The organism is Janthinobacterium sp. LS2A (assembly GCF_036543145.1).
Lineage (GTDB): Bacteria > Pseudomonadota > Gammaproteobacteria > Burkholderiales > Burkholderiaceae_D > Janthinobacterium > Janthinobacterium aestuarii.
In genome coordinates, this window is the sequence record NZ_JAZHPB010000001.1 from 1,252,253 (window position 1) to 1,264,771 (window position 12,519).

10 protein-coding genes are annotated in these 12,519 nt (G+C 65.9%); 3 read left to right on the plus strand and 7 right to left on the minus strand.

From position 1 onward, the window contains the following. The first annotated feature begins 6 nt into the window (after positions 1-6). A complete protein-coding gene (locus tag V3C40_RS05680; protein WP_331776817.1) occupies positions 7-1,812 on the plus strand; it encodes a PHA/PHB synthase family protein in 1,806 nt (601 codons plus the stop codon). Between the two features lie 34 nt (positions 1,813-1,846). After that, a complete protein-coding gene (locus tag V3C40_RS05685) occupies positions 1,847-2,692 on the plus strand; it encodes a universal stress protein (protein WP_331776818.1) in 846 nt (281 codons plus the stop codon). A 36-nt stretch (positions 2,693-2,728) separates the two neighbouring features. On the opposite strand, the gene V3C40_RS05690 is transcribed toward V3C40_RS05685, so the two are convergent. Further along, positions 2,729-3,106 (minus strand): c-type cytochrome, encoded by a 378-nt coding sequence (locus V3C40_RS05690; protein WP_331776857.1) that lies wholly within the window; start codon positions 3,104-3,106, stop codon positions 2,729-2,731. 232 nt (positions 3,107-3,338) lie between these two features. Between V3C40_RS05690 and V3C40_RS05695 the strand changes: the two genes are divergently transcribed. Next, complete coding sequence (locus V3C40_RS05695) at positions 3,339-4,037, plus strand: alpha/beta hydrolase (protein ID WP_331776819.1); 699 nt, start codon at positions 3,339-3,341, stop codon at positions 4,035-4,037. 9 nt (positions 4,038-4,046) lie between these two features. On the opposite strand, the gene corA is transcribed toward V3C40_RS05695, so the two are convergent. From corA to V3C40_RS05725, 6 genes are all read right to left on the minus strand, one after another. Further along, positions 4,047-5,033 carry a magnesium/cobalt transporter CorA gene (gene corA, locus V3C40_RS05700; protein ID WP_331776820.1) on the minus strand — a complete coding sequence of 329 codons (987 nt, stop codon included), beginning with the start codon at positions 5,031-5,033 and terminating at the stop codon, positions 4,047-4,049. A gap of 89 nt (positions 5,034-5,122) precedes the next feature. Beyond that, positions 5,123-5,755: a hypothetical protein gene (locus V3C40_RS05705; protein WP_139248287.1), complete on the minus strand. Its 633-nt coding sequence runs from the start codon at positions 5,753-5,755 to the stop codon at positions 5,123-5,125. 145 nt (positions 5,756-5,900) lie between these two features. Beyond that, positions 5,901-8,273 (minus strand): TonB-dependent siderophore receptor, encoded by a 2,373-nt coding sequence (locus V3C40_RS05710; RefSeq protein WP_331776821.1) that lies wholly within the window; start codon positions 8,271-8,273, stop codon positions 5,901-5,903. 95 nt (positions 8,274-8,368) lie between these two features. Continuing rightward, the gene (locus V3C40_RS05715; protein WP_219329466.1) at positions 8,369-9,343 is read right to left on the minus strand and encodes a FecR family protein; all 975 of its coding nucleotides are present in this window, start codon (positions 9,341-9,343) and stop codon (positions 8,369-8,371) included. Beyond that, positions 9,340-9,858 (minus strand): sigma-70 family RNA polymerase sigma factor, encoded by a 519-nt coding sequence (locus V3C40_RS05720; protein WP_331776822.1) that lies wholly within the window; start codon positions 9,856-9,858, stop codon positions 9,340-9,342. The genes V3C40_RS05715 and V3C40_RS05720 overlap by 4 nt, the downstream gene beginning before the upstream one ends. A 136-nt stretch (positions 9,859-9,994) precedes the next feature. Continuing rightward, positions 9,995-12,511, minus strand: a complete 2,517-nt coding sequence (locus tag V3C40_RS05725; RefSeq protein ID WP_331776823.1) for an ATP-binding protein — start codon at positions 12,509-12,511, stop codon at positions 9,995-9,997. Positions 12,512-12,519: the final 8 nt, after the last annotated feature.

Sequence of the window (12,519 nt, forward strand, 5' to 3'; positions counted from 1 at the left end):
CCCTGGATGAGCAAGACGCAGCCGAGCGAAGCGGCGCACGACGTTGAACATGAGCGCCTGGGCAGCGCCTGGCAAGGCGTGCCGGCGCCGGACTATCCGGAAAGCGCGCCGGAAGGCGCCACCCTGGACTTGCTGCTGAACGCCTGGCTGGGCAAGTTCACGGGCGGCATTTCGCCGGCCGCGCTGGGCAACGCCTATGCCGACTGGCTCAGCCACCTGGCGCTGGCGCCGTCGAAGCAGCAAACCCTGCTGCAGGAAGCGTGGAAGAAGATCGGCCGCTGGCAGCAATATGCCTTGCAATCGGCCATGGCCGGCGGCGCCTTCGAGCCGCCATGCATCGCGCCGCTGCCGCAGGACCGGCGCTTCGACGATCCGGCCTGGCGGCGCTGGCCGTACAACCTCGTCTACCAGGGTTTCCTACTGCAGCAGCAATGGTGGCACCGCGCCACCACGGGCGTGCGCGGCGTCACGCCGCACCACGAGGATGTCGTCACGTTTACCGTGCGCCAGTGGCTCGACATGCTGGCGCCGTCGAACTTCATGCTGACCAATCCCGTGGTCCAGCAAGCGGCCCTCGAGAGCGGCGGCGCCAGCCTGGCGCGCGGCGCGCAGCACCTGGCCGAAGACTGGCAGCGCGCCGCCATGGGACCGTATGCGTCCGACACGCGCCGCTACAAGGTGGGCGGGAACGTGGCCGTCACGCCGGGCAAGGTGGTCTACCGCAACGACTTGATCGAATTGATACAGTACGCGCCCACGACCGCCACGGTGCATGCGACGCCCCTGCTGTTCGTGCCCGCGTGGATCATGAAGTTCTATATTCTCGACCTGTCGCCGCACAATTCGCTGGTGCGCTATCTGGTGGGCCAGGGCCACACGGTGTTCATGATTTCCTGGAAAAACCCCACGGAAGAAGACCGCGAGCTGTCGCTGGAAGACTACCGCCAGCTGGGCGTGATGGACGCGCTCGACGCCGTTGCCCGCATCACGGGCGCGCCGCACGTGCACGCGGCCGGCTACTGCCTGGGCGGCACCCTGCTGGCGATCGCCGCCGCCACGATGGCGCGCGACGGCGATGCGCGCCTGGCCAGCCTCACCATGCTGGCCTCGCAGGTGGATTTCAAGGAGCCGGGCGAACTGTCGCTGTTCATCGACGAGAGCCAGGTCAGCTTCCTGGAAGCGGCCATGTGGAAACAGGGCTACCTCGATACGAAGCAGATGGCGGGCGCTTTCCAGCTGCTGCGCTCGAACGACCTGGTCTGGTCGCGCCAGCTGCGCCATTATCTGCTGGGACAAGACGAGCAGGACAGCGACCTGATGGCCTGGAATGCGGACGCCACGCGCATGCCCTGCCGCATGCACTCGGAATACCTGCGCCGTCTGTTCCTGCACAACGACCTGGCCGAAGGCCGCTACCGCACGGCGGGCCGCCACATCGCCCTGCCCGACATCGATGCGCCCATCTTTGCCGTCGGCACCCTGACGGACCACGTGGCGCCGTGGCGCTCCGTGTACAAGCTGCAGCTGCTGACCGACACGGACGTCACTTTTTTACTCACCTCGGGCGGCCACAATGCTGGCGTCGTCTCGCCGCCGGGCCAGCCACGGCGCAGCTACCAGCTGGCCACGCACGGCCACGACGCACCCTACATCGACGCGGACAGCTGGCAACGCGACGTGCCGCACCATGACGGTTCGTGGTGGCCCGCCTGGCAGGCGTGGCTGGCGCAGCGCTCCGACGCGCAAGTGGCGCCGCCGGCCATGGGGCCCGGCCTGGGCGACGCGCCGGGCCGCTACGTGCTGCAAACCTGATACTGACAACCGAGCGACAACCGAGGAAAACGCCATGCCCTACACCACCCTGCTGGTCCACGTCGATAATTCCCGCCACTGCGCCCAGCGCATCCGCCTGGCCGTGCGCCTGGCCGTTGCCGACGGCGCGCACCTGATCGGCTCGGCCATGAGCGGCATCTCGCGCTACGCGTATGGCGGCGGCGTCAACGCGCTGCAGTTTGCGCCGGCGCAGATGCAGGCGCTGCGCACCCAGGCCAGCGAGGCCTTGCACGACTTCGAGCGCATCGCCCGCGAAGAAGGCCTGGGAACCTATGAAACGCGCTTCGTCGACGACGACGCGCAAGGCGCGCTGCTGCTGCAGGCCCGCTATTGCGACTTGCTGATCCTGGGCCAGACGGATGCGCAGGATACGCCGTCGCGCGTCATCGCCGGCACGCCCGAATACCTGATGCTCCACTGCGGCCGGCCCGTGCTGATGGTGCCGCACACGCCGTCCGCCGCGCCAGCGGGCAACGCGCAGCATCCGCTGCTGGCCTGGAACGGCAGCGCCGAAGCGCTGCGCGCCATCACCGATGCGCTGCCGCTGCTGCAAGGGGCGCGGCAAGTCACGCTGGCCGTCGTCAATTCGCACGCCCAGCCGGCCGCGCATGGCGAGCAGCCAGGCGCCGACCTGGCCCTGTACCTGGCGCGCCACGGCGTCAACGTCGAGGTGCTGCAGCACGACACGCCGCCGGGCCAGGACGTGGGCACGGCCCTGCTGGCCATGGCGGCCCAGCGGCACTGCGACCTGCTCGTGATGGGCTGCTACGGCCACATGCGCCTGCGCGAAGCGCTGCTGGGCGGCGTCACGCGCACGGTGCTGCAGGAGATGACGTTACCGGTGCTGGTGTCGCACTAGCGCGGCCGTTCGGTCATGTCGGCATGCCGTGCGGCGTCATCGTTTTTGTAAAATCACGCCGCTCATGTATTGATTCAGATCGCGAAAATCCTTCACGCTCCAGGCGTGCGGCGCAATCTTGACGCCATTCTCTTTCAAGGTTTTCGGAATCAGGTCGCCATTCGGACGAAGGATGACCGACGAGACGATCACGCCCGGATAATCATTGAGCCGTTTCTTGAAAGCGGCGGTGGTCAGATCGGGGGTACGGGGGTTGCTTTTATTTGCCAGCGGCCCCGTTCCTCTGATTTCGGCTCCGTGGCACACGGCACATCGCTGCATGTAGAGATTTTTTCCATTGACGTTCTCCGCGAAGGAGGACGATGTGTGAAGCAAAGATAAAAGGCCCAGCGTAGCGGTGAATACTAATTTCATTGTCATGTAGTTTGTTATTGATATCAACGGAGCTGGCTCAGGGCAAACCCCGTCAATGCCGCTGCAACGCTCCAGATAATATTTTAACCGGGATTGCTCATTCACCAAGTGACGCCTGCAGCCAGGGAACGGCCTACAATAGCCAGGCTGGACACTGCGCGGCCGCCTGCTGACAGGCCGCGCGGCTCATGCCGCCTCCCCTGTCAGCGCCACCGCCACAAGGAGTATTCGCATGAGCAAGCAAGCCACCATCGTCCTCGTCCACGGTTTCTGGGGCGGCGCCGCCCACTGGAGCCGCGTCATTGCCGAATTGCGGCGCCAGGGCCACACGGCCATCCGCGCCGTCGAACTGCCGTTGACGTCCCTGGCCGACGACGCCGAACGCACGCGCAAGATGGTGGCGCAGGTCGATGGCCCGGTATTGCTGGTGGGACACTCCTACGGCGGCGCCGTCATCAGCGTGGCCGGCAATGCGCCGAATGTGGCGGGCCTCGTCTACATCGCCGCCTTCGCGCCCGACGCGGGCGAAAGCCCGGGCGGCATCACGCAGGAACACCCGCCCATCGGCGCGGCCAGCCTGGAGGGTGACAGCGACGGCTACCTGTGGGTCAAGCCCGAGCACTACCATGACAGCTTTTGCCAGGACCTCGACGTGGAAGAAGGCGCCGTGCTGGGCGTGGTGCAGAAAGCGCCGCTGGCCAGCACCTTCGGCGACACCGTCAGCGACCCGGCCTGGAAGCACAAACCCAGCTGGTACCAGGTTTCCACTGCCGACCGCATGATTTCCCCCGTCAATCAGGAGCGCATGGCGGCGCGGCTGAATGCGCGGAAAGTCATCAGCCTGAATGCCAGCCACGCGTCGCTGGCTTCGCGCCCAGTGGAAGTGGCGGCGCTGATACTCGAGGCGGCAAGCGCGGTGGCCGGCGAATAAGGCTGCTGGCTACAGCCACCCTTCGCGCTTCAGGCGCCGGTGCAGCCAGACGCAGCCGGCGATGATGACGACGATCACGGCCGGATAACTGCCGCGCCACTTCAGTTCCGGCATGAATTCGAAGTTCATGCCGTACAGGCTGAAGACCATGGTGGGCACGGCCAGGATGGCGGCCCAGGCGGCCAGGCGCTTGACGACCTCGTTCTGGCGGATCGAGATTTGCCCCAGCGCCACCTGCATGGCCGAGTTGACCAGCTCGCGCATCTGCCCCGCCGTGTGCGTGACCCGTTTGACGTGGTCGAGAATGTCGCGGTAATAGATGCGGTTTTCCTTGGGCACGATGTCGCCATGAAAACGGATCAGCTGGGTGCAGATGTCGTGCAGGGGATTGACGGCCGCGTCGAGCTTGAGCAGCTCCGTCTTGAGCTGGTAGAAATCCTGCAGCTTGTCTTCGCTCAAACTGGGCTTGAACAGCTGCAGTTCGTAGTGCTGGAAGCGGGCCTGCAAATGGTCGATGCAAGGCTGGTACTGGTCGACGATGAAATCGATGATGGAATACAGCACGTAGCCGGGGCCGCTGGCCAGTTTCTCGGGCACGCTTTCCTTGCGCTCGCGCAGCTTCGCATAGCCGGCCGAAGGACCATGGCGCACCGTGATGATGAAGCGGGGGCCGAGGAAGACGTGGGTTTCGCCATAGACGATGGCCTCGCCGTCCAGGGTGGCCGTGTGCATCACCATGAACAGGGTGTCGCCGTACTCTTCCAGCTTGGGCCGCTCGTGCGCGCCCTGCGCATCCTCGACGGCCAGTTCGTGCAGACCGAACGCCGATTGCAGCGCCTGCATGGCCGTGGCGTCGGGGCTGGCCATGCCGATCCAGACAAAACAATCGGGATCGCCGAGAAAGTCGCCCACCTTGTCGATGTCGAAGTGGGCGATCTTCTTGCCGTCGCGATACGCTTCGCAATTGACGACGGCGGCGTGGGTACTCAGGTCCATGTGATTTTCGGGCTACGATGTCGGGCCGTCAGTATAGCGGAATGACACTGTCACTCTGTTAAGTTGGCCACCGTCGCCCGCAACGAAGCTTAGAACAGGCCGAACAGCGATTTTTTCGGCGCCGCGCAGGCGGCGGTGACGGGCGCCTCGATTTCCTGCCTGGCCGCCGGATCCGTCACATCGAGCAGCACCTGCTTGCACTTGTTTTCACCCAGGAAACGGAATTCCACCTGATATGTCTTGCCCGCTTCCGGCGTCAGCTGCAAGGTCAGCGGGCCGCAGGAACCGGCGCGCAAGCCGTGTTCGGCCGGCCAGTCGGCGTAAGCCTGCACCCAGACCGGTACGCCCGCCGTCAGCGTCTTCTGCACTTCCGGCAACACGCCCGTCATGCGCCGCGAACGCTCGACCATCTTCGAGATAAACGGCAACAATTTCTCGCGCAAGGTCGTGGCGTCGTACACCTTGCCCGCCGGCGTGAAGTCCTTGCACTCCTCCTTGCTGCCACTGGTGCCGTAGTCCACCACCATCTGCTCGCCCGAGGATACCAGGCTCAGTTTCGCAACCGCGGGCACGGCGGCCGCTTCCGCAGCAACAGGCTGCGCCACCGGCGTTTCCACCGCCGGCTTCGCCACGACTTCGTCACCCGCCTGGGCCGCCCAGGCACTCACGCTGGCCGCAGCCAGCAAGACACTCAATACACCACGCACACTATCTTTACGCACAAGAAATCCAGATTCAAAGTAGGTTTCATCGAAACATTAGTTAATTCAACATAACCAATATTGCCATAAAAGATAATATATTAAATATTTCCATATAGCAACTTTATAATGTGCGGTTTGCCTGCGCGTCGCGTCTCATCACGTCTCAATAGCGGTAGTTCAGGCTCAGCATCGCATTGCGCGGGTCGCCGTAACTGACCCTGCGGCCCGTGCTGATCCCGTAGTAGCTGCGATCGGCCAGGTTGTTGAGGTTGAGCGACAGGGCCAGGCGATCGGAGACCTGGTAGCGCGCCATGGCGTCGAACACGGCGTACGAGCCTTGGTGCACGGTGGTGATGCCGCCGCGCACGGCCCGGGTTTGCTGCCAGGTATGCGATTGCCAGCGGGCGCCGCCGCCCAGCGTCAGGCGCGGCATCGGCTGCCAGGTGCTGTACAGGCTGAGCTGGTCTTCGGGCGCCAGGGTATTGACCTTGCCAGCCGTGTCGCGCGCGATCTTGTGCGTGTAGCCGGCCTGCAATTGCCAGCCCGACATCAGCTGGCCCGACACTTCCAGCTCCACGCCGCGCGAGCGCACGCCGTCGATGGCGCGGTAGGCGTCCATGCCCGTCACCTTGTTCACGGCGTCGACAGACTCGGCAAAATTATCCTGGCGCACCTCGAACGCGGCCGCGCTGGCGTTCAGGCGGCCGTTGAGGAATACGCCCTTCACGCCCGCCTCGATATTCTTGCCCAGCACGGGGTCCAGTGTCTTGTTGTCGACGTCACGGCTGTTTTGCGGACTGAAGATGTCGCTGTAGCTGGCAAACGCCGTCAGGTTTGGCGCGAAGTCCCAGGTCAGGCCCACATACGGCGTGAAGATCGACGCTTCATCGATCTCGGCCGTTGGGTTGACGTAGGACGACAGGCGCCCGCCCATGATCACGTGCACGCCCTGCGGCAGCGAAAAGCGGCCCGTCGCATACACGGCCTTCTGGCGGATGACTTCGCGCGCCGTATCCAGTTCCCACTTCGGCTCAGCGACTATGCCCCGGTAAGTATAGATATTATCGACCTTGATGAAGGAATACGGCCTGAAAACGTCGTCCGACTGCTTGCGGTAGGCGTTCGCGCCCACCACCAGTTCATGCGTGCGGCCCAGCAAGGTAAACGGCCCCTTGGCGTACACGTCCAGGCCATTGCTGGTGGCGTCGCTGTTGTACTGGCGCGCCGTGACGGACGTGCCGCTGCCGTCCGCCTTCGGGAAACCGTCAAGGTAGGCGACGGGCGCGTACAGGGCGTTGGCCTGGTGGATCAGGCGCAGATTGGCCAGCCAGCCATTGTCGAACGTGTGCTCGAGCGAGGCGAAGACGGATTTGGCTTGCGTCTGCTGTGTGCTCCAGGTGGGCGCGCCGTTGAACGAGCGGGGCATGGTGAAACGGTTGCCGTCCGCGTCGAACAGGGGCGCGCCGCCCCAGTCGCTGTTGCGCGGCACCGTATGCTGGTAGTCGGCGCCCACGGTCAGCAAGGTGCGCGGCGACAGGTCCGCCTCCACCGTGCCATAGGCCAGTTCGGAGCGGCGCTGGTAGCGGTCGACGAACGAGTGCTTGTCCTGGTACGAGGCCACGGCGCGCGCACGCACGCTGCCGCTGTCGTTCAGGGGGCCGCCCACATCCGCCATGCCGCGGTAATTGCTCCACGATCCAGCCGACAGGTCGGCCAGCGCGCGCAGTTCGCGCGTGGGCTTCTTGCGGATCAGGTTGACCGTGGCGCCCGGCGTGCCGGCTCCGCTCATCAGCGCATTCGCGCCTTTCAGCACCTCGACCCGATCGTACAGGTCCATATTGGCCAAGGACTCGCCCAGGTTCAGCGAAGCGTCGCGCGTCCACGGCAAGCCGTCGTAGCTGAAATTGTCCAGCGAAAAACCGCGCGCATAGTAAATCGTGCGTTCATTGTCGATGTGCTGCACGTACACGCCCGGCGTGTGGTTCAGCACTTCGCTCAGCTGCACCAGGCCGAAATCGTCCATCTGCTGGCGCGTGACGACACTGACCGCGTGCGGCGTCTCGCGCGGCGACAGCACCAGGCGGTTCGCCGTGCTGACGGCGCCCGTCGTGTACGAACCCGTGTCTTCCGTCACCTGGCCCAGGTAATTGGTGGTGATGACCACTTCCGGCATCGTTGCCTCGGGATGGGCGGCGGCCTGTGGCGCCGCCGCTTGCACGGTATAGACGCCGCTATCGGTCTTGAGCAGGGCCAGCTGCGTGCCCTGCAAGGCGTGGCGCAAGGCCTGCTCCGCCGTGAAATCGCCGTGCACGGCCGCGCCGCTGGCGCCGCGCGCCAGGTCCGCATCGATGGAAATGCGCACGCCGCCACGGCTGGCAATCGCGATCAGGCTGGCGTTCAAGGGCTGGGCCGGCACGTCATAGCGCACGGTGGCTGGCGCCATTTGCGCCGCTGGCGTTTGCGCCAGGACGGTGGGCGCGGCGCAGGAAAGTAACATTACAGCCAGGGGAATCTGGCGCATCAACAATGGGGGCATGCTGGGACTCTATCTTGTGGTGAAGGAAAAGTGGGGCTACACCAGGTATGAGTCGCGGCGCGCCAAAAGTGACAGTGCCGGCGCAAAAAAAAATGTCAGCCTGCCTTCAGGTCGATGCCCGTCCACCAGCCGCCGGGTCCCTGGCGCAAGGTGACGGGCAGGGTTTCGGCCAGCGCCAGCAAGGTCGCTCCGCTGTCGTCGAGCGAGTAATTGCCCGATACGCGCAGCGCCGCCGCCTGCGCCGTGATGTCGATGTAGCCGTGGCGGTACGGACGCAAGGCGGCCACCACTTCGCCCAGCGGCTGGTCGACGGCCACCAGCATGCCCTGCTCCCACGCCGTCGCCTGCCCTGGCGCCAGGCCGGGCAGCAGGGTCAGCCGGTCCGCGTCGAAGCGCGCCGCCTGGCCCTGGCGCAGCACGCGCGCCAGTCCCTTGCCGGCCGGACGCACGTCGAAATCGCCCCGCACGGCCAGCGCCACGGTGGCCTGCGCTTCGCGCCGCAGCATCAGTTCGCCGCCCGGCGCCGTCACCGTGCCGTGCGCGCTGCGCAGCAGGAATGGCGCATTTGCCGCATGCGCCACCCTGGCCAGCAGCTGGCCCTGGCGCAAGGTGAGGTGGCGATGCCCGTGCGTGAGGTCCGTATCGGCCGAGGAACGGGCATCCAAAGTCAGCACGCTGCCGTCGGCCAGCGGGTAGCGGCCCCGCTTGGCCGTGGCCGTATGCAGGTCCGCGCTCCAGTCCGGCAAGAACGGGCTGCCGCGCAGCAGCCAGGCGCCGCCGAACGCCGCGCCCGCCAGGCACAGGGCGCCCTGCAGCCACTGGCGCCTCTGCTCATCGTGCCGGGCGGCGCGTGCCAGGGTTTGCCCGACGGTCCCCGCCCCGCCCGCCGCCTGCAGCGGGCCGACGCTGTGCTCGACGGCCTGCCCCAGGGTGTGCCACGCGGCCGCATGGCGCGCATCGGCGGCCAGCCAGCGGGCGAAGGCCTGATGCTGGGCCGCGTCCGCCTCGCCCGAACTCAGTTCGACCAGCCAGCCGATGGCGGCGTCCTGTACCGCAGGGGAGATGCTCATGCCGGCTCCGCGGCGGCCAGGCAGCAGCGCAAGCCTTGCGCCATGTACTGGCGCACCATGCTGGCCGACACACCCAGTTCCAGGGCGATCTGCGCATACGTGAGTCCATCGAGCTGGCTCATGAGAAAGGCGCTGCGCGCCTTGACGGACAAGGTATCGAGCGCGCGCGACAGCCGCTCCAGCGCTTCGAGCAGCACGGCGCGTTCCTCGGGCAATGGCTGGACGGCGTCCGGCAGCAGCGCCAGGGTGTCGAGATAGGCCTGCTCGATATCGCGCCGCCGCCACTGCTGCAGCAAGATGCTTTTCGCTACCGTCGTGAGATAGGCGCGCGGCTCGCGGATGGCGGCCAGCCGCCCCGCATGCAGCACGCGCACAAAGGTTTCCGAAGTGACATCTTCCGCCTCCGCCCGGTTACGCAGGCGCAACAGCAAACGCTGCAGCAGCCAGCCCTGGTGGCCCGTAAACAGGCTGGCGGCCAGGGTGGCGTCATTCGAGGGAAAAGGCAAGGCAGACAAGAGCGGATCCGGCGGCTTTAATGATAATGATTCTCATTATATTGCAGAGACTGGAGCCTGTCCCGCAATTTTGCCATTGTTGTCAGGCGCCGACAACGCAGCAGCAGTCTTGAAGGACGAGGGATGCCGCAGCAGGCTAGGCCGTCGAGATGACCGCATTCAAGGCGCGCCGCAATTCCTTCAGCCGCGGCGGCTTGCCCAGCACGCAGTTGACGTGTTCGGGATAGTCGCTGTCGGCCGCCAGGCGCTGGCCCCAGCCCGTGAGCATGATGATGGGCGTGGCCGGCGAACACTGGCGCACGGCGCTGGCCACCTTGCGCCCGTCCACGTGGGGCATGCCCAGGTCCGTGATGACTACCTCGAAATCTTCGTGCCGGTCGCGCGCGGCCAGGAAGCTGTCGATGCCGGCCTGGCCCCCATCGGCGGACACCACGTCGTGGCCATCGATTTCCAGGATGTCGCGCAGGGACTTGAGCACCATCGGGTCGTCGTCGACGACGAGGATGCGCAGGCGCGGCGGCACGGCGTGGGCCGCGTCGGGCGCCTGCGCCCCCTCGTCGCTCGCGCAGGCGGGAAATGCCAGGCGCACCGCCGTGCCCTGCCCCGGCGCCGTGACGATATCGATACTGGCGCCATGGCGCTCCATCATGCCGTACACCATGGCCAGGCCCAGGCCCGTACCCCGCTCGCCCTTGGTGGTGAAAAACGGTTCCAGGCAGCGGCGGCGCGTGTTCTCGTCCATGCCGACGCCCGTGTCGCCCACTTCGATCAGCACCTGGCGCGTCCGCTGGCCGGGCGCGCCCACGCCGGCCGTGCGCACGGTCAGCGTGCCGCCATCGGGCATGGCGTCGACGGCGTTGAAGACGAGGTTGGTCAGCGCTTCGCGCAATTCGCCCACGCTGCCGGGCAGCATGGGCAGCGCGTCGGCCAGCTCCGTGCGCAGGGCGATGACGATGCCGCGCTGCTGCGGCATGTCGCTCCAGCGCGCACGCGTCAGGTCCAGCACCTGCTGCACCACCAGGTTGGCGTCGATCGGCGAGAGCGCCAGTTGCGGTTCGCGCTGGCGGTAGAATTCGCGCATGCGCGCCACGGTGGCGGCCACGTCGTCGATGGCCCGTTCGATCACTTCCAGGCAATGCCGGCCCTGCGGACTGAGATTGGTTTCCGTCTCCAGCAGCGATTCCGTGTACAGGGCCACGGGGGAAATGGCGTTATTGATGTCGTGCGCGATGCCGCTGGCCATCTGCCCCAGCGCGCGCAAACGTTCCTGCTGCATCACAGACTGCTGCGTCTGGCGTAAATCGTCATACGCGCGCTGCAGTGCGCCGTAGAGCTGCGCCTGGTTGGCGGCCAGCGCCACATGTTCGCTCAGCTGGCTGAGGAATTCGCACTCGCCGCTGGTAAAGCTGTTTGCGGCGCGGCGCGCCACGATCAGGATGCCGAAGACCGTGTTTTCGGCCAGCAGCGGCGCCATGACGAGGGCACGCAGTCCCCCTTGCGCCAGGCGCTGCGGAAACGGAAACGCCACCCCTGCGATGTCGGCTTCATACACGAGCTTGCCGCGCACGCAGCTCGACAGTCCATTCTCGTCGATGGGAATGTGCGCGTGTTCGCTCATCATGAACGACTGCGCCAGCGCCTCGCTGCGCACGCCCACGCACGTCACCTGCAGCGCGTGCTGCGACGGTTCGTACAGGCAGATGCAGCTGAAATCGATGGGCAGCTGCTCTTCCAGGCTGCGCACCACCACCTGAAAGATGCTGCGCAAGTCCTGCCGCTCGCCGATCGAACGCGTGATCTGCTGCAGCAGGTTCAAGCGTTCGAGCTGTTCATGCACCTTGCGTTCGGCCAGCTGGCGTTCGGCGATCTGCGTTTCCAGGGCGGCATTCGTGTGCGCCAGCTCGTCGCGCGAGACGGTGGTACGGCGCAGCTTTTCCGTCATGCCGTCGAAGGCGCGCGCCAGGTCGCCGATTTCATTTTTGGTGTGCACGCCGAGCGAAAAGTCCAGCTTGCCGGCGCCGACGATCAGGGTACCCTGGCGCAGTTTTTCCAGCGGTCCCGTGACGCTGGTCATGGTGAAGTAAATCAGGCCGGCCACCAGCGCGATGATCATGCCGCCAAACAGCACCACGGCCACGTTGGCCCGCTGCTGCGCCTCCAGCACCCCTTGCCGGCTCAATTCGGACAGCCGCATCGCCTCCGAAATCATGCCCTGCACCTTGCCCATGATCTGGCCGGACAGGCGCGACTCCAGCTCGTCCAGCACTTCGCGCCGCTGCGGGTCCTGCCCCAACTCGCGGTGATTCGCGACAAACAGGTGGAACAGGCCGCCCACGCCGGCCAGGTCGCCCTGCAATTTCAGCAGCAGCGCGCGCTCCTCGTCCGTGCTGAAGGCGGGCGCGGCCAGCAGGCCCGACGACAGCGATTCGCTGCGCAGCTGCCACTGGGCCCGCGTGCGCTCGCCATGGTGCAGCGCATATTCGATCGACAGGTAGCGCAGCGACGTGACGGCTTGCAGGATATCGGCCGCCGCCTTGTTCTTCGCCAGTTCGCGCTGCATCGCCATGGTGGTGGAAAACAGCATGGCGACGATGATGGCCACGAGCACCACGCAAAACAGTTCGGCCAGCTTGAAACGCGTTACGATTTTCACGGTGGCCT